The sequence below is a fragment of the Petrotoga sibirica DSM 13575 genome (genome assembly GCF_002924625.1).
In the GTDB taxonomy this organism is placed as follows: Bacteria; Thermotogota; Thermotogae; order Petrotogales; family Petrotogaceae; genus Petrotoga; species Petrotoga sibirica.
Genome location: NZ_JAHC01000040.1, coordinates 1 through 18582 on the forward strand (window position 1 = coordinate 1; position 18582 = coordinate 18582).

Sequence of the window (18582 nt, forward strand, 5' to 3'; positions counted from 1 at the left end):
GGGGTGAAAGGGCGCTAAAACTAGTATATATTTTTTATGGAGAGGAAGTTATATGCAAACAAAAAACATTTTAGATTTTGAATATTCAGATTTACAAAGTTATTTGCTTAATGAAATAGGACTTGAAAAGTTCAGAACCGATCAGATTTGTGATTGGATTTACAAAAAAAGGGTTTTTGATTTTGAGTTAATGACTAATTTGTCTAAAGACGATAGAAAAAAGCTCAGCGATAATTTTAAGATATCAATGCCTAATATTATTAAAAAACAGGTTTCAAAGATAGATGGAACGACTAAGTATCTTTTTGAGTTAGAGGATAAGAACACCGTTGAAGCGGTAATTATTTACTATCCTTCAAGAACGATAGCTTGTATATCAACACAAGTTGGCTGCCCATTGAAATGTTCGTTTTGTTCTACAGGACAAAGCGGTTACGTTAGAAATTTATCGACAGGTGAAATCATCGGCCAATTGTTGGCTATGGAAAAAGATAAAGATATGGATGTAAAAAACGTTGTATTCATGGGAATGGGTGAACCATTATTAAATTTTAACAACGTTGTTCAAAGCATAGAGATCTTAAACCATTCAAAGATGAAAAAATTAGGAGCGAGACATATCACTATTTCAACTGCCGGAATACCTCACAAAATTGAAGAATTAGGTGATTTGACCAAAGAATTTCGACTTTCTGTTTCACTTCATGCACCTACAAATCTACAAAGAGACCAAATAATGCCAATAAATCATAAATATCCTGTTGAGCAGGTTATTCAGTCTTGCCGTATTTATCAGAAAAAAACAAAAAAGAGAGTTACTTTTGAGTATATACTGATAAAAGGATTTAATGATTCAAAAGATGACGCCTTAAAATTAGTAGAACTGTTTGGTGATTTGAAGGTAATGGTTAATTTAATTCCTGTCAATGCAAATCCGGCGGGGTTTGAAAAGCCTTCAAAAAGATTCATTCAAGTTTTTTTAGATACTCTCATAAACAATGGAATTGATGCCGTTGTGCGAGCTGAGAAAGGTAGCGATATATTAGCTGCGTGCGGTCAATTAAGAGGCAGAGAATTAAAAGAAGTTAACAGGTGAAAATAATGGTTAAGATAAGAAAAATAATAAAAAATTTGATATTTTTTGTTCTGGGGATACTTTCCTCAGGAATATTTGCCTTTTTTTTCATGACTGTTTTTGCTAACAGTTCAAATACAGTAGAGGTTCCTTATTTAATCGGAGAAGATAAAAAAGTAGCAGTTGCTTCTTTAGAGGAATTAAAACTAATTCCAAACGTAGTAGGTAATGGGGAAAAGGTTCTGTATACCGATCCCGAACCTGGTACAAAGGTAAAAGAAGGGCATCACGTGATTGTTCAAATGAGAGAGATGAATACTCTGAAGATTCCAGATCTGATAGGAATACCTTCTGGAGTAGCAAGACAGTTCCTAAGTGAGTACAACATAGCTTTTGAGATTAGAAGTCAATTAACTTACAAGTCTGAAGAAAACGATGTGGTACTGAATATGTCTCCAACACCAGGGAATAATTATAGTGGAGAAAAGGTGATTCTCTATATTGGTGAATATGAAGGGAGTAATCAATGAGTTGGAGAAGGGGTATAGTCGTTAGATTTCATTCGGATATGGTAACCGTTCAAGATTTAGAAACTAATCAAAAAGTTAACTGTTTCCTACCTGGCAGGTTTAAATTACAGAAGATTCGACCAATTGTTGGCGATTATGTAGAGTATTCCAAGGACCAAAATTATAGTTATGGAAGAATCGAAAACATTTTAGAGAGAAAAAATGAATTGTACAGACCTAGGGTAGCTAACCTGGATAAGCTTGTTTTAGTTACCTCAATTAAAGAACCTCAAGTAGATTTCATAATAATCGATAAAATCATAGTTCTCGCTGAAAAAGAGAATCTGGATGTAGTCATAGTGTTAAACAAAACAGATTTACTTGTTAGTGATGAAGAAAGAAAAGATATGGAAAAATTCATAGAAATATATGGTAAAATTTATCCTGTAATTCCCACATCGAAAATAACGAAAGACAATTTAGATAGATTAAAGTCCTATTTAAAAAACAAAGTATCAACCTTTGCTGGACCCTCTGGAGTTGGGAAGTCTAGTTTATTAAATGTTTTAGACCCAAAATTGAAACTTCGAGAAGGAGAAATTTCCAAAAAATTAGGTAGAGGTAGACATACTACAACGTATGCTGAACTACTTTATTTTGATTTTGGAGGATACATAGTCGATACACCGGGTTTTTCGAGTTTAGAGTTGAGAGGAATAAAAAAAGACGAACTAAGGCACTATTTCAAAGAATTTTTAGAATTCAACGGTTTTTGCCAATTTTCTAACTGTTCCCATACCGTCGAACCTGGTTGTGCAATTAAAGAGGCTGTAGAAAACGGGCAAATTTCATTTAGTAGGTATACCAATTATTGTCAAATATACAAAGAAATAGAAGACAGTTCACTAAAATTACAATAGGGGTGTTTCAGTTTGATAAAAATATATCCTTCCATTTTAGCTGCGGATTTTTTGAATTTAGCTCAAGAGATAGAAAAAGTTTCTAAAGCATCTGATGGAATACATCTTGACATTATGGATGGTGTGTTTGTTCCAAACATTACTTTTGGTTTTCCGATAGTAGAATCTATTAGAAAAAAATTTAAAGATATATATTTAGATGCTCATTTGATGATTGTTGAACCTGATAAATATTTAGAAAAATTTTCTGAGTATGTGAATGGTATAACTATACATTATGAAACGGTGGTACATCTTCATAGAACCATATTAAAGATCAAAGAGTTGGGATGTGAAGCGGGTGTTACTTTAAATCCGCATACTCCGGTGTCACTTTTAGAAGAAATTCTTCCGTATGTGGATAAGGTGTTGATTATGTCTGTCAATCCAGGGTTTACTGGACAACATTTTATAGAAACCACTTACGAAAAAGTAAGAAAATTGAGAAAAATTTCAGATGAAAAAGGTTTGAATGTTGAAATAATGGTTGACGGAGGAGTGAATAAAAAGAACATTGGATTACTTCACCAAAGTGGTGTTAACACTTTTATTATTGGTGCCAGTGTGTTTTATTCTGAAAATCCTTCACAAGAGATAATTGAACTAAAAAAGGCGGCTGAAGATTTTGATTGAGGTGTATTTGGCTACATCAAACAGAAACAAGGTTAGGGAAATCAATGAAATTCTTGAAGATATAGACATAAATGGAAGTATTACTGTAAAATATATATTTGATGAGATAAAAGAGGATAATTTTGAAGTAGAAGAATATGGTGAAACTTATGTAGAAAATTCTGTCATTAAAGCCTGGGCTTATTCAAAATTAATAAGAAAGCCCGTTTTTTCTGATGATTCTGGTTTGTCTATAATTTCACTTGGAGGATTTCCAGGCATAAACTCTGCAAGGTTCATGGAAAATGAATCCTATGAGCAGAAAATGAAGAAATTGCTATCAATGTTGGAAAATAAAAAAGACAGGACCGCTTATTTTGCTTGTGCAGCCACATATTTTGATCCAGAAAAAAATATTTTGGTGAGTTGTCAAGAAGAAGTTTATGGTAAAATAGCCTTTGAGATAAGAGGGAACAAAGGTTTTGGTTATGATCCAATTTTTATTCCGGATGGTTACGATTATACTTTTGGAGAATTAGGTAAAGACATAAAAAATAAGATAAGTCATAGGTCAAAAGCTATAAAAAGCTTGCTTCTTTTGCTGAAAAGTGCTAAAATATTAGAAAAATCCGAATGATTTTTTATAATATTGATTCATTATAGATATTTTTTGGGTTTTATGGTATAATAACGTTGAAGTTCTATAGAATGAGGATTTAAGTATCTTTATCTGTGAAAGGGGGAATGTTTGTGAATAAGAAAGATTTAGTTGATGCTTTTGCAAAGAAAGCTAACGTAACAAAGAAAGACGCAGAAAGTTACATTGATACTTTTGTTGATGTAGTATCTGAGGCTTTAAGTAAAGGGGAAGAAGTTAAGTTAGTTGGTTTTGGCACTTTCAAAGTTCAGAAGAGGGCAGCTAGAAAGGGTGTTAATCCACAAACCGGAAAAGCTATTAAGATCCCAGAAAAGATGGTTCCAAAATTTGTTCCAGGTAAAGAATTGAAAGATATAGTGAAGTAAATTCCAAAAAACGGGCAGGTTTCCTGCCCGTTTTTTTGATAAAGATGTGATCATATTGGAGGGTTGTCATTGATTTGGGCAATTTCGGATATCCATGGTATGTACGATTCTTTAATTTCACTTTTGAAACAAACACAGATAAAAGATTCTGACACAGTAATTTTTCTTGGTGATTATGTGGATCGAGGGCCTTATTCAAAAAAAGTATTGGATCTTTTGATAGCTTTAAGCAAACAGAAAAATCGGATCTTTCTAAAAGGGAACCATGATGATATGATGGTAGACTATTACCAAAAAACTCATGAATATGGTGATGGTGTATGGTTTTACAATGGAGCATTATCGACAATTAGAAGTTTTGATAATAATATCGGTGAGGAATATATAACCTTTTTAAAAGACCTACCTCTATATTATGAAATGGAAGTAGGAAACGAGAAATATTTGTTCGTTCATGCGGGAGTAAATCCAAACAAACCACTTTCCGAACAAAACAAACGGGATTTGCTATGGATAAGGGATGAATTTTTAGGTATGCCAGAAAGGTATAATAATTATACCGTAATTCATGGTCATACTCCAACATTTTATCTAACGGGTGAAGATAAAATATTTGTGAAAAGAGATAAGAATAAGAAAGTAATAAGTATTGATATCGACACGGGATGTGTGTATGGTGGAAAATTAACAGCCTATGGAATTTCCGAGGATAATAGAAACGTAGTTTTACAAGCTGTTTGAAAAATTGGTTTAAACTTCTTTAACCGCCTTTAATTGTCTTTAATTCCTTCTAATTCAAAATACTTCTGTTTTCTAACTTTTTCAAATAATGATATAATTAAAGTTGAATAATATCTTTTGGTTGAGGAGTGAGCCGATGATGAAAAAAATAAAAGATTATTGTAATTATTCTCAGAGCCAGATGTTGAAGCAAATTTTGGAGAATAACGGTATACAAGTATTTTTAAAATCTCCTATTGGAATAGGGGGAGAATACTTCGGTGAGGGGGTAATTTATGATTTGTACGTCGAAGATAAAGATTTTAATAGAGCTAAAGAGATAATTAGTGAGTTTGAGAAAGGAGGAATTACCTTGTCAGAGCTTAAAAAGACGCCCCTTTATGAAAGGCATAAAGAACTTGGAGCTAAGATTGGAGAATTTGCCGGGTGGGAGCTTCCATTATGGTATTCTTCTATAATTGAAGAGCACAACGCCGTTAGAAATTGTGTTGGGGTGTTTGATGTATCCCACATGGGGGAGTTGTTTGTGGTAGGGGAAGATGCTCAGAAATTTGTTAATTACTTGATTACAAATAATGTTGAAAAAATAACCAACGGCAAAATAGTTTACTCACCCATTTGTAATAAAAATGGCGGCATTTTAGACGATCTTCTTGCTTATAAGTTTAACGAAGAAAAGATCATGTTGGTAGTAAATGCATCTAATACTCAAAAAGATTTTGAATGGGTAAAAAGTCAATCTTCTTCTTTTAATGTTGAAGTTATTAACAAGAGTGACGAGTATTGCCAAATAGCTTTTCAAGGTCCAAAATCTCAGGATCAACTGCAAAAATATCTTAAAGATGTTGATCTCGATAGTATAGAATATTATTCTTTTGAAGTTATTCAACTAGAAGGTGAGGAAGTAATATTGTCAAGAACAGGATACACCGGTGAAGATGGTTTTGAGTTGTACCTACCTCCAAAGATCGCTGTAAAAGTTTGGGATCAACTTATACAACTTGCTAGTGAGGTTGATGGCAAACCATGTGGTTTGGGATGCAGGGATACTTTAAGGTTCGAGCCTAAAATGCTTTTGTATGGCAATGATATGGATGAGAATACAACTCCTTTGGAAGCAGGATTAAAATGGACTGTAGATTTTGATAAAGAATTTATCGGTAAGGAAGCTTTGGTGAAACAAAAAGAAGAAGGAATCAAAAGAAAATTAGTGGGTATGGAAATACATGACAAAATGCCTGTAAGACATGGTTATGAAATTTACGTAGAAAATGAAAAGATAGGGTTTGTAACAAGCGGTGTAAAGTCACCTACTTTAGGGAAGAATTTAGCCTTAGGTTATGTGATTAAAGAATTTTCAAAATCTGGAACTATTGTGAGTATAAAAGCTAGGAACAAGTTATTAGAAGCTGAGATTGTGAAAACTCCATTTTATAAAGGGAGTGTAAAAAGCACAAAATAAAAATCAATGCGAAGGGGCGCTTATATCAAGTTTATAAGAATAATAAAAAGAGGTGAGATGTTATAATGAACGATTTTCCATATTTACCCCATACCCAAAAAGACATTGAAGAAATGTTTTCTTTTTTGGGAATAAAAGATATCGACGAACTTTATCGAGATATCCCTGTACTATTCAAAGGTGAGTTGAATATCCCATCCGGTTTGAGTGAAATGGAAGTTAAAGAGAAGTTATCTGATTTGGCTTCGTTAAATAAAAATATAGAAGAATACGGGATTTTTAGAGGTGCCGGTGTTTACAATCATTATATTCCATCTGTTATATATCCTTTAGCTTCAAACAGAAATTTTTTAACCGCTTATACGCCTTACCAAGCTGAAGTCTCTCAAGGTACCCTTCAAATACTCTATGAATATCAAACTCAGATCTGCAATCTTACCGCGATGGAAGTTTCTAATTCATCTATGTATGATGGTGCTTCTGCTTTAGCTGAGGCTATTTTAATGTCAAAAAGAATTAATGGCAAAAATCACGTTTTGATGTCTAAATTGGTTCATCCCGAATATCAGGAAGTGTCAAAAACCTATACTGAAGTACAAGGAATGAATATAGAACAAATTGATTATGTATCTGAAACGGGTCAATTAGATCTAGCAGATTTATCTTCTAAGATTACCCAAGAAACATCTTGTGTTGTGGTTTCGTATCCAAACTTTTTTGGTGTAATAGAAGATTTAAAAGTGATAAGAGAGAAGGTTCCTAATGAGGTTGTTTTCATTGTTGTTACTTATCCAATTTCTTTAGGATTGTTAGAAGCCCCTGGAAAATTTGGAGCCGATATAGTGGTAGGAGAAGGGCAATCTTTAGGAAATACACCTTCTTTTGGAGGACCGGGTTTAGGTATCTTCGCTTCTAAGAAAAAGTATATACGAAAAATGCCTGGCAGAATTATTGGAGAAACCGTTGATCAAGACGGTAAAAGAGGTTTTTGCATGGTTTTACAAACAAGAGAACAGCATATACGAAGGGAGAAATCCACTTCTAATATATGTTCAAATCACGCATTTAATGCTCTTTTAGCTTCTTTGTACATGAACGTGATAGGTAAGCAAGGGATTAGAGAAGTCTCTCTCCAAAATTATCATAAAGCCCATTATTTAGCAAGAAAATTGTTAGAAACTGAAAAATTCAAACCTGTATTTGATGGACCTTTCTTTAACGAATTTGTATTAGAAAGCAAAATAGATCCTGAATTTCTAAACGAAAAGCTGCTGGAACAACATTATTTTGGACCTTTGATTTTAAAGAATTTTTATGAAAATATGGGAAATAACGTACTATTTTGTGCAACAGAGTTGACTAAAAAAAGAGATATTGACTTTTTATGTTCTTTCTTGGAGGGATTATCATGAAATTGATATTTGAAAAATCAGTTAGTGGAAGAAAGTCATATTCACTTCCAAAATTAGATGTCAAAGAGTTTCAGATAGATATTCCACAACATTTAATTAGAAATGAGGAGCCGGAACTTCCGGAACTATACGAAGTTGATATTGTTAGACATTATAATCAATTAGCCAGTTTAAATCATTCTGTTGATAGAGGTTTTTATCCTTTAGGTTCTTGTACAATGAAATACAATCCTTTTTTGAATGAGGAGGTTGCTTCTTTAAATGGATTCAAATTCATTCATCCATATCAAGAAGAAAGAACCATACAAGGTGCTTTGGAATTGATGTATGAATTGCAGGAATTTTTGAAAGAAATAACAGGCATGGATGATGTTACTTTGCAACCTGCCGCTGGTGCCCATGGAGAGCTTACGGGAATGCTCATTATCAGAAAATATTTACAAGAAAATAATTTAGGTCATAAAAATGAGGTTATAATCCCAGATTCTGCTCATGGTACAAATCCCGCATCTGCTGTAATGGCAGGGTTTGAAGTGGTTAAAGTTAATTCGAATAACGAGGGAAGAGTCGATTTAGATCATTTGAAATCTTTAGTAAATGAAAATACCGCGGCAATTATGCTCACAAATCCAAATACTTTGGGATTGTTTGAAAAAGATATTCTGAAGATATCCGATTTGATGCACAAAAACAACGCCCTGTTGTACTATGATGGAGCAAATTTAAATGCAATAATGGGCAAAGTGAGACCTGGAGATAATGGATTCGATGTTGTTCATTTAAACCTTCACAAGACATTTTCCACTCCTCATGGAATGGGAGGACCAGGAAGTGGACCAATAGCGGTTAAGTCTTATTTAAGAGATTACTTACCAAAACCTGTTGTGGGTATGAAAGAAAGTGGTGAATATTATTTTGATTATGATATCCCTAAAAGCATTGGTAAAGTACGAAGCTTTTACGGTAATTTTTTGGTATTAGTAAAAGCATACACTTACATCTTATCAATGGGAAAAGAAGGCTTGAAGAAAGTTAGCGAACTTGCCACTTTAAATGCGAATTATTTGAAGGAAAAATTATCTAAATTTTTAGACGTTGCTTACCCAGATGTCTGTAAACATGAATTTGTAATCAAGGGGAGTTCATTGAAAGATTATGGGGTGAGTACATTGGATTTTGCAAAAAGGCTCTTAGATTATGATATTCATCCTCCAACGGTCTATTTTCCTTTAATTGTGGATGAAGCTATGATGATTGAACCCACTGAAACTGAAAGCAAAGAAACATTGAATGAAGTTGCTACTATATACGAGAAAATAGTAGAAGAAGCAAAGGAAGAACCACAAAATTTAAAAAATGCGCCTATGACTTTATCTATCAAAAGATTGGACGAAGTAAAAGCAAATAAGGATCTCAAAGTGAAATTTGATTAATTTTTGGTAAGTTTGACGTTATATCTAAAAGTTTTTATTATATTAGAAAACAGTGAGGTAGATACACCGATTTATTCCTCACTGTTTTCTTCTTTTAAACACTTTCCACAGATTCCATAAAAATTGATTTCAAAGGAGTTGATTTTATTGTTTTTTAATTCTTCTTCAGTAAAAGTTTTAAAGTTAAATAATTTACGTTCATCTAAGAAATTTAGCTTATTTAACTCGATATCTTGAACTTCCCCACAATTTTCGCAGATAAAGTGTGCATGAGGGGTAATATTAGAGTCGTAATGGATTTTATTATCAATTAAGATTTCTTTTACTAATTCAGCGTTTTCAAATAATTTTAAAATATTATACACGGACGTGAAAGAAATCCGATTTTCATTATTTCTTACCAACTTTTGATGTAATTCATCAATTGATGGATGTTCGTCACAGTTAAAAAGCTCAAAAGCAACTTTAAATCTATTTGGGGTAACTTTGATCTTTTTATTTTTTAGTATTTTGATTATACTATTTTTATCATACTTAATTTCCATCTTTACCACCTTAATTTGAATGACTTAATTAATTATAACACAAAATTTTGAAGAGTTATTTGAATTATAGTGAAATTAACAATAGTGTCAAAAAACAAGTGATATAATAAAAAGGTAGTTTAAACGGTGGGATGCAGAACAAAGTGATGCTAAAGCAAGTTTAAGAATTTCTACAGGAAGTATAAATAATGAAAGTTTTTAGGAGGGATATAGTGAGTGATATAAAAAGAATTGGGCTAATGACCAGTGGTGGAGATGCTCCTGGAATGAACGCCGTTATAAGGGCAGTTACTAGAAGTGCAGTTGTGGAAAATATTGAAGTCTATGGATTTTTGAGAGGATTTGCCGGTATATTGGATAAAGATTATAAAAAATTCACATATTCAGATGTTGGTGGCATAATGGAAAGAGGGGGAACCATTTTAAGAACCTCAAGGGTACCAGAATTTAAAGTTCCCGAAGTCCGAAAAAAAGCTGCTGACATATTGAAAGATTTAGGGATTGATGTTTTGGTTATAATCGGTGGAAACGGAAGCCTTACCGGCGGGAAATTGCTAGCGGAAGAACAAGGAATACCAGTGATAGGCGTACCAGCTTCTATAGATAACGATATAGCCTATACAGATATGAGTATAGGTGTTGATACCTGTCTTAACACAGTCGTTGAAGCCATGCAGAAGTTAAAAGACACCGCTTCTTCACATGAAAGGGCATTTATTGTTGAAGTTATGGGAAGAACATCTGGATACGTTGCTTTGATGTCTGGTCTCGCAATAGGTGCTGAAGCTATAATAATACCAGAAGTTCCGACTGATTACGATGTTTTAGCTGAAAAAATGTGGGATGAAAGAAAAAGAGGTAAGATCAATTCAATAATCGTTGTTGCTGAAGGATCTGCCAGTGCTTATACAGTAGCTAGACATTTAGAGAATAGGATTGGTTTTGAAACGCGTATAACAATTTTAGGCCATATTCAAAGAGGAGGTTCTCCAACTGCATTCGATAGGATTTTGGCCTCAAGAATGGGAAATGAAGTAGTAAAAGCAATTAAAGATGAGGATTTTGACGTTATGATAGGATTGAGTAAAAACGGTTTGATTAGAACGCCTCTTGAAAAAGTTCTTTCTGAGAGTAACAAATTGGATATGGAGATTGTGAAGTTGGCGGGGATTTTATCATAGAGCGTTCAAAGGGTAAACCCCTTGAAAATCCCCAAGGCATGGAATATAAAAAAAGATGTAATTTGGGAAGAAACACCCAAAAGTTCCGTATTTTTTAGGAGGATGGTTATGAACGAAAAAGCGGAAAATAAAAAGACGAGAATCGTTTGCACAATTGGTCCTGCTACCCAAGATGAAGTAATGATAAAAAAATTGATAAACGCAGGAATGAATGTAGCAAGATTGAATACTTCTCATGATACTATTGCTGATCATGAGAAAAGGGTAAATCTGATTAAAAAAATACGAAAAGATATGAATATACCTTTTGCCATTTTACTTGATTTAGAAGGTCCAAAGATTCGAACAGGTCGATTTGATACGGATCAAGTAGCTCTGGAAGAAGGCCAAAAATTTATCTTGACAACCGAAGAGATTGTTGGAAATAAAGAAAAGGTAAGTATAAATTATAAAGATTTGCCTAAAGAAGTTAAAAAAGGAGATTTTATCCTTCTTGATGATGGAAAAATTCGGCTGGAAGTTGTCAGCAGTAATGAAAAGGAAATTGTAACAAAAGTTATAACTGGTGGTAGTATTACTCATAGAAGAGGGATAAACGTTCCTGGTATAGATATTAGCCTACCACCATTAACAGAAAAGGATATTGAGTATCTGAACAAGGCTGTGGAATGGAACGTAGATTATATCGCTCAGTCTTTCGTTAGAAAAGCTGAAGATATCACCCGAACGAGGAGGATTTTAACTGAATTGGGTATGCCCGATCTCCCTATAATCGCTAAAATAGAAACATTGCAAGCTTTAGACAACCTGGAATCGATCATAGAAGAAGCGGATGGGGTGATGGTTGCAAGAGGAGATTTGGGTGTTGAAGCACCTGTTGAACAAATACCTTTGCTTCAAAAGAGGATAATAGAGATTGCAAATACGATGGCTAAGCCTGCGATAACTGCAACTCAAATGCTTGAAAGTATGGTTAATAATCCATTTCCTACAAGAGCAGAGGCAACTGATATAGCTAATGCTATATTAGATGGGACAGATGCAGTTATGTTGTCTGAAGAAACATCGATTGGGAAATACCCTGAACAAGCTGTCAAAGTTATGTCCAATGTGGCAAAGGAAACTGAGAAAATATTAGAAGAGTACTATTATAAATTCGATTATTCAACATATGGTGGAGGAGATCCTGCTACCAATTCAATAACGATGTCTGCAATAAAAATTGCCGAACAACTAGGCATCGACGTTGTTGTTGCAACAACATATAGTGGTTACACGGCAAGAGTGCTGTCTAGGTTCAGGAGAAATATGAAAATAGTTGCAGCATCCCCAAGAATATCTACTTATCATCGATTGGCGTTAGTTTGGGGAGTGACTCCTGTTATTATGCAAAGGTTTACCGACACAGATAATATGTTGGAAAGTGTGAGCAATATTGTGAAATCTTTAAATTTTGCCCTACCAGGAGAAAATATCATTGTAACTGCAGGAATCCCTTATGGTTTTTCCAGTAAAACTAATCTTTTAAAGGTTCATGAGGTATGATATGATTTTTTTAGTAGTAAATAATAATTTTTGAGGTGATTTTTATGAATAAAATAGACGAATTAACTCCAAAAAAAATTGTCGAAAAATTAGATAACTATATAATCGGTCAAAAGGAAGCAAAGAAACAGGTTGCTATCGCTTTGAGGAACAGGATTAGACGGTTGGCTCTTCAAGAGGATGTTAGAAGAGATGTTATACCTAAAAATATACTGATGATAGGGTCTACAGGTGTTGGAAAAACAGAGATTGCAAGAAGATTAGCAGAGGTTGCCAATGCACCATTTGTGAAGGTTGAAGCTACAAGGTTTACCGAAGTTGGATATGTCGGGAAAAATGTTGAAAGTATGGTTAGAGAATTGGTTGATTCTTCAGTCACCATGGTTAAAAAGGAAATGATGGAAGAAGTTAAAGATAAAGCTCAAAGGCTCGTAGAAGAAAGAATAGTAGAAATACTCGTTCCTTCAAAGAAAAGAGCAAAGACTCAGCCTTCATTTATGGATGTGATGCAACTTTTCAATCAAAGTGCGGAATATTCCCAAAAAAAGGATTATGATGAAAATGAAGACGAGAATCTCAGAAGAAGAAGAGAGGAATTATTAGAAAAATTAAGAAACGGCGAATTAGAGGATGTAGAAATAGAAGTAGAAGTCGAAGAACAATCTACTCCAATGTTTGCTGGATTGGGGCCAGAATTAGAAGACATGGGTATACAATTTGGAGAAATGTTTCAAAATCTCATGCCTAAGAAGAAAAAAAGAAGGCGAATGACGATTTCTGAAGCGAGGAAGGTTTTGGAACCAATCGAATCCGAAAAGTTGATCGATCAAGATAAACTAATTCAAGAAGGTGTAAGTAGAGCCGAAAATAGAGGTATAATTTTCATCGATGAGATCGATAAAATTACATCCAAAGGTGTTTCTTCAGGACCTGATGTATCTAGAGAGGGTGTTCAGAGAGATTTGTTGCCAATAGTTGAAGGTACAAACGTTATGACCAAGTATGGTTCAATTAGTACTGATTATATATTGTTTATAGCTGCTGGTGCGTTTAGTGAAGCTAAACCTTCGGATCTAATTCCTGAGCTTCAAGGGAGATTCCCAATTAGGGCAGAATTATCTGATTTGACTAAAGAAGACTTTATTAGAATACTTACCCAGCCCAAAAATGCAATACTAAAACAATATCAGTACTTACTCGAAACTGATGGGGTGAGAATTGAGTTCACTGAAGATGGCGTTGAAAGAATGGCAGATATTGCCTTTGAGCTCAACGAAAAGGTTGAAAATATTGGAGCAAGAAGACTTTACACTGTAGTCGAAAAAGTTCTTGAAGAGGTTTCTTTTGAAGCACCCGCATCAGGAGAATGGGAATTGAAAATAGATAGCAGTTATGTAGACCTAAGGCTTGGTAAAGTATATGGTGATGAAGACCTTAGAGAATATATCCTTTGATGAATGGTAGTGAGCTAATAAATTGTATATTTCAATAATATTTTTCGGAAGTGAGGACATATGCGATTAAATGGTTCCAAACTAATAATCATAATAGGTTGTGGAAGGTTGGGTTCTGAACTAGCTTTACAATTAAGTAAGTCTTACAATGTAGTAGTTCTTGATAAAGAAGAATCATCTTTTGAAAGATTATCCAAAAGGAATTTTACAGGTTTCACAAGGGTTATTGATACAAGCGATATGGCTGCATTAAAAGATGTAAATATTGAAAAAGCTCACATGGTTTATATTGTAACGCCGGATGACAATTTAAATTTTATGTTAGCCTATGGGATTAAAAAGTTGAATTCGGGAGTAAGAATAGCCGCAAGGGTGAATGATCCTTTGAAGAAATCAATTTTTATAAAAGCAGGATTGAATTTATTTTGCCCCATTGAAGATTCGGTAATTGATTTGGTTAAGGAATTGGAAGGGGAAGTAGTTAAATATGAGTAGAATTTTTTATATTATAGAGGGAAAAATATTAGCTTATTCTTTAGCTAAAAAATTACTCTTGTTAGGTAATCAAGTTTACTACGTCAGTAAAAATAATGAAAATTTGGAGATTTTAGATGGATTAAAGGTAAATTTTCCCGCTCTTGAGCTTGTAAAGCAGGATCCCACGGATATCAATTGGATAGAAAATTTGGATCTGAATAAAAAAGTGGAAGCCTTGATAATCATCTCTGAGGACGATGCGTTGAATTTTGTTGTATCTTGGTTGCTAAGACAGTATTATGAAGATATAAAGATAATATCTTTAGTCAATGCAGCAGAAAACGAAACTATTTTTAAAGGTATCGATGTTGAAACACTGGTTCCCATTTCTTGGATGCAAAAAATAATTGAATCTTCTTTGATTCATGAAGATATTACGGATTTTTTCAATCCCTATGTGGAAAAGTTATCTATTTTGGAACTTACAATACTTGAAAAAGATAAAGCTGTAAATAAAAAACTTAAGGAATTAAAGATTCCTCAGAATTCAATAATCGGAGTATTAATAAGAGAAGACGGAAATATAATGGTTCCTCAAGGTGAAACAACCATTTATGAGGGAGATAGGTTGATCGTTTTGGCACTAAAAGAACAAGTGGATGAAGTAAAAGAAACGTTAAAATAGAGGTGATCTAGTGCCTACTTACAAATATTTTCTAAAATTAAGGTATAAAACTATCTTTAGAGATACTGGAAATATTATAATCGGTCTATCTGTTTTAATAATTATTGTAGGTTCTACAGCTTTTATTTATGATTCTTTTAATGATTTTATTCCATTTTTGATTACTGGTATAATATCAATTCTTTGTGGGGGAATATTTTGGTTTATTGGAAGAGGAGAAAAGAGAAATGAATTAAACACACAAGATGCGGTTGTCACTGTTTTTTTTGTTTGGACAATAGCAATTTTACTATCTGCTCTTCCTTTTATTTTTTCTGGAGAATTGAATTTTTCACAAGCTGTTTTTGAATCGACTAGTGGATGGACAACGACAGGGCTTTCAATGTTTTCTGATGTTGAAACGCTGCCACGATCAATCTTAATTTGGAGATCGGTAATGCAATTTGTCGGTGGGGCTGGTTTCGCTATAATTACTGTAATTGTTGCCGGAACTATGGGTGTCGGTATATACCAGGCAGAAGGAAGAAGCGACAACTTAGTCCCAAATTTGAGAGAATCAGCAAGGATAATTATTCGAATCTATTTAAGTTGGACGTTGATAGGTATTTTACTTTTAGTTTTTGTTGGAAAACTTTCTTTTTTTGATGCCTTTAATCATACATTAACTGGATTATCCACAGGAGGATTTTCCACAAGAAATTCAAGTATCGCTTCTTTTGGTAGTTTGAGGGTAGAAGTAATTATTATGTTGCTAATGATTATGGGTGGAACAGGATTTGGAGTACACTATGCTGGATTATTGATGATTAGAAATTTTATTAGGAATCGTAGAGATTACCGATCCAAAAGAATTTCGTTAGTTGAGCTAAGAGAAAGGATCAAATCTGAGCCCTTTTTAAAAAACCCTGAAATTAAGACCATGTTTATAATTTTAGTTATTTCCTTTTTGTTACTTTTTTCTTTTACCACTGTTGAAATATACGGCCTTGTAGATGGTTTAGTTCATTCTGCATTTCAGAGTATTTCGACCCTAACAACAACGGGCTTTGCGACAGTATCTTTTTCAAAGTGGAATTATTTTGGATTGTTAATTATGACAATATTGATGATCTTAGGTGGTATGATGGATTCTACATCAGGTGGTTTAAAATTATTTAGGGTTTATATCGCTTTAAAATTGATCATTAACCAGATAAAAGAATTTTTTAAACCTTCTGGAACCACCTTTTATATAGAAGTATACAAAGGAGTGTCAAGAAAGAAAATTGATTTAAACTCAATAAAAAATGTATTAGTAGTCTTTACAATGTATTTTATTACCTATTTCATTGGTGTTTTTATCTTGTTAGCTTATGGTTATCCGCTTCATACCGCTTTGTTTGAATATGCTTCTACTTTATCTACTGTTGGACTTTCTACAGGTATTACCTCAAGTCAAGCTCCCTTAGGAGTGATTTGGACTCAAACATTAGGAATGTATTTAGGACGTTTAGAGTTTTTCGTCATTATAAATGCGATTATAAAATTGTTTAAAGATTTGAGAGAATTTTTTTAAAAATATTCACCGATACTTGAACGACCTTTTGTTTTTCATATTAAAAAACAAATTTAGGAAAGTAAAAAAATACCCGCCTAAACATGTGAGGCGGGTTTATTTTATCCTTTAACTGAACCAGCAAGTAAACCTCTTACGAAATATCTTCCCAATATGATGTAAACTATGAGTGTGGGAAGTGCAGCGATTAAAGCGCCTGCCATTTGAATGTTCCATTGAACGACTTGACTACCAGCTAAATTAACTAAAGCCACCGTTATTGGTTGTTTCGTCGGATCACTGGTTATCGTTACTGCAAACAAAAATTCATTCCATATATTTGTGAACTGCCATATTATTACCACTACAAATCCAGGCATGGATATCGGTAAAAGAATCTTTGTATAGGATTGCCATATGTTTGCGCCATCCACAGAAGATGCTTCTACTAGTTCGTTTGGTATTTCTTCATAGTAGTTTTTAAACATCAGGGTTGTAATTGGTATTCCGTATATAACATGGGTTATAATCAAAGCCGGTATGGTACCGTATAAACCTATTGCTTGAAAGAACTGTATCAGTGGAAATAATACACTTTGATAAGGTATGAACATCCCAAAAAGTATGAGAGCAAATACAATATTTGAATATTTGAATCTTAATTTTGAAAGGGCAAAGCCGTTAATTGAACCAATCATTGCAGATATTAAAGTAGCAGGTATAGTAAGGTAAAAGCTATTTTTTAGATTTGGACCTAACCTTGCAAACGCAGCTTTGAATCCTTCAATGGAAAACTTACTTGGTAGTTTCCACATGTTTGATATGGAAACTTCTTCAAATGGCTTAAAGGATGTGCTTATAGTTACATAAAACGGTAGAACATAAAATATTGTGAACACAGCAAGTATAATATAATAAATGGTGAGTGAAGTTTTATTTGTTTTCTCCGCCATCATCTTTCCCCCCTAAAGGAACTGTACAGATAAGGTATTATAACGGCCGCCACCATTATCAGCATTATTATTGCGATGGCTGATGCGATTGCGTATCTGTTGGATCTAAACATCTGTTCAAACATATAAATAGCGGGCATATCGGTAACGTTATTAGGTCCGCTTCCAGTCATAGCGTATATTAAATCGAATATCTTTAGTGACATGTGTCCTATTACTATCATTGCACTAAGTGTGATTGGTCTGAGCATCGGCATCTTTATTCTCCAAAACAATTGAGTGCCTGTTGATCCGTCTACTTGTGCTGCCTCTATCATCTCTTCAGGTATTGCTCTAAGCCCAGCTAAATACATTGCCATTACGTATCCCGACATCTGCCAGGTTGCTGCTATTATCACTGGTATCAGTGCAAGATTGAAGTTACCTATCGATTGGGTACTCGTATACCACATCCATTGTAAATTAGACCATCCAAGGTTTTCAAGTAATAAGTTAATTCCTTGTGGGGAGGTTGGTAGGTTTCCAGGTGCGAATATCCAACCCCAAACTGTACCTGTTACTACATAGGAAATTGCCATTGGGAATAAAAACAAGTTTTGAAAAAAACTTGAACCTCTCAATTTCTTGTCAATAATATTAGCTAAAAATATACCAAGTATTATACACCCCGCAAGGAAAAATAATGTGAAAAATAATGTATTCCATAAATCTGTTTGAAATCTGGGGTCGTTGAATAACCTTTGATAATTTCTTAATCCAATAAATTTATACTCTCCACTTAACAATGAGGAGAAACTGTTCCAGTTGGAAGTCGATGTTCTTATTGTTAAAAATATAAAATAATAGACAAATATACCAATGAAAGCCAAAGAAGGTAGGATTATAAAAAATCCGGCTCTTGCCTTTTTCTTTTGAACAGACATACATATCTCTCCTTATAGATAGTGGCATATCAAAAACCTCGGCCCAGAAAGGGCCGAGA

Annotated in this window: 19 protein-coding genes; 16 read left to right on the forward strand and 3 right to left on the reverse strand. The window is 33.7% G+C overall.

The annotated features are described in order from the left end of the window. Nucleotides 1-52: 52 nt before the first annotated feature. The 10 genes from rlmN to gcvPB all read left to right on the forward strand — a co-directional run bounded on the left by rlmN (nt 53) and on the right by gcvPB (nt 9226). Entirely contained in the window at nt 53-1096 is a 1044-nt protein-coding gene (gene rlmN / locus AA80_RS09485; RefSeq protein ID WP_103067498.1) for a dual-specificity RNA methyltransferase RlmN, read from the forward strand. Between the two features lie 5 nt (nt 1097-1101). After that, nucleotides 1102-1605 (forward strand): PASTA domain-containing protein, encoded by a 504-nt coding sequence (locus AA80_RS09490; protein ID WP_103067497.1) that lies wholly within the window; start codon nt 1102-1104, stop codon nt 1603-1605. Continuing rightward, nucleotides 1602-2504, forward strand: a complete 903-nt coding sequence (gene rsgA / locus AA80_RS09495; RefSeq protein WP_103067496.1) for a ribosome small subunit-dependent GTPase A — start codon at nt 1602-1604, stop codon at nt 2502-2504. The genes AA80_RS09490 and rsgA overlap by 4 nt, the downstream gene beginning before the upstream one ends. A 12-nt stretch (nt 2505-2516) precedes the next feature. Beyond that, the gene (gene rpe, locus AA80_RS09500) at nt 2517-3176 is read left to right on the forward strand and encodes a ribulose-phosphate 3-epimerase (protein WP_103067495.1); all 660 of its coding nucleotides are present in this window, start codon (nt 2517-2519) and stop codon (nt 3174-3176) included. Next, the gene (gene rdgB, locus AA80_RS09505; protein ID WP_103067494.1) at nt 3169-3792 is read left to right on the forward strand and encodes an RdgB/HAM1 family non-canonical purine NTP pyrophosphatase; all 624 of its coding nucleotides are present in this window, start codon (nt 3169-3171) and stop codon (nt 3790-3792) included. The genes rpe and rdgB overlap by 8 nt, the downstream gene beginning before the upstream one ends. 113 nt (nt 3793-3905) lie before the next feature. Beyond that, nucleotides 3906-4178 (forward strand): HU family DNA-binding protein, encoded by a 273-nt coding sequence (locus AA80_RS09510; RefSeq protein ID WP_103067493.1) that lies wholly within the window; start codon nt 3906-3908, stop codon nt 4176-4178. 69 nt (nt 4179-4247) lie between these two features. Then, the gene (locus AA80_RS09515; RefSeq protein WP_103067492.1) at nt 4248-4919 is read left to right on the forward strand and encodes a metallophosphoesterase family protein; all 672 of its coding nucleotides are present in this window, start codon (nt 4248-4250) and stop codon (nt 4917-4919) included. Nucleotides 4920-5055: 136 nt separating this feature from the next. Beyond that, nucleotides 5056-6381: a glycine cleavage system aminomethyltransferase GcvT gene (gcvT, locus tag AA80_RS09520; protein WP_103067491.1), complete on the forward strand. Its 1326-nt coding sequence runs from the start codon at nt 5056-5058 to the stop codon at nt 6379-6381. Between the two features lie 65 nt (nt 6382-6446). After that, complete coding sequence (gene gcvPA / locus AA80_RS09525; RefSeq protein WP_103067490.1) at nt 6447-7793, forward strand: aminomethyl-transferring glycine dehydrogenase subunit GcvPA; 1347 nt, start codon at nt 6447-6449, stop codon at nt 7791-7793. Then, nucleotides 7790-9226: an aminomethyl-transferring glycine dehydrogenase subunit GcvPB gene (gcvPB, locus tag AA80_RS09530; RefSeq protein ID WP_103877478.1), complete on the forward strand. Its 1437-nt coding sequence runs from the start codon at nt 7790-7792 to the stop codon at nt 9224-9226. The genes gcvPA and gcvPB overlap by 4 nt, the downstream gene beginning before the upstream one ends. Before the next feature lie 71 nt (nt 9227-9297). Here the strand turns inward: gcvPB and AA80_RS09535 are convergent, their stop codons facing one another. Then, entirely contained in the window at nt 9298-9771 is a 474-nt protein-coding gene (locus AA80_RS09535; RefSeq protein ID WP_103877479.1) for a Fur family transcriptional regulator, read from the reverse strand. Nucleotides 9772-9992: 221 nt separating this feature from the next. Between AA80_RS09535 and pfkA the strand changes: the two genes are divergently transcribed. The 6 genes from pfkA to AA80_RS09565 all read left to right on the forward strand — a co-directional run bounded on the left by pfkA (nt 9993) and on the right by AA80_RS09565 (nt 16668). Next, the gene (pfkA, locus tag AA80_RS09540; protein ID WP_166667819.1) at nt 9993-10952 is read left to right on the forward strand and encodes a 6-phosphofructokinase; all 960 of its coding nucleotides are present in this window, start codon (nt 9993-9995) and stop codon (nt 10950-10952) included. A gap of 108 nt (nt 10953-11060) precedes the next feature. Then, nucleotides 11061-12497: a pyruvate kinase gene (gene pyk, locus AA80_RS09545; RefSeq protein ID WP_103877525.1), complete on the forward strand. Its 1437-nt coding sequence runs from the start codon at nt 11061-11063 to the stop codon at nt 12495-12497. Nucleotides 12498-12541: 44 nt separating this feature from the next. Next, nucleotides 12542-13951 (forward strand): ATP-dependent protease ATPase subunit HslU, encoded by a 1410-nt coding sequence (gene hslU, locus AA80_RS09550; protein WP_103877481.1) that lies wholly within the window; start codon nt 12542-12544, stop codon nt 13949-13951. Nucleotides 13952-14011: 60 nt separating this feature from the next. After that, nucleotides 14012-14446: an NAD(P)-binding protein gene (locus AA80_RS09555; RefSeq protein WP_103877482.1), complete on the forward strand. Its 435-nt coding sequence runs from the start codon at nt 14012-14014 to the stop codon at nt 14444-14446. Next, nucleotides 14439-15113, forward strand: a complete 675-nt coding sequence (locus AA80_RS09560) for a potassium channel family protein (protein ID WP_103877483.1) — start codon at nt 14439-14441, stop codon at nt 15111-15113. Before AA80_RS09555 ends, AA80_RS09560 begins: the two co-directional genes overlap by 8 nt. Before the next feature lie 10 nt (nt 15114-15123). Next, complete coding sequence (locus AA80_RS09565; RefSeq protein ID WP_103877484.1) at nt 15124-16668, forward strand: TrkH family potassium uptake protein; 1545 nt, start codon at nt 15124-15126, stop codon at nt 16666-16668. A 101-nt stretch (nt 16669-16769) separates the two neighbouring features. Here AA80_RS09565 and AA80_RS09570 read toward each other — a convergent pair whose 3' ends face one another. After that, the gene (locus AA80_RS09570; protein ID WP_103067482.1) at nt 16770-17603 is read right to left on the reverse strand and encodes a carbohydrate ABC transporter permease; all 834 of its coding nucleotides are present in this window, start codon (nt 17601-17603) and stop codon (nt 16770-16772) included. Then, complete coding sequence (locus AA80_RS09575; protein ID WP_103877485.1) at nt 17600-18523, reverse strand: carbohydrate ABC transporter permease; 924 nt, start codon at nt 18521-18523, stop codon at nt 17600-17602. The genes AA80_RS09570 and AA80_RS09575 overlap by 4 nt, the downstream gene beginning before the upstream one ends. Between the last annotated feature and the right edge of the window lie 59 nt (nt 18524-18582).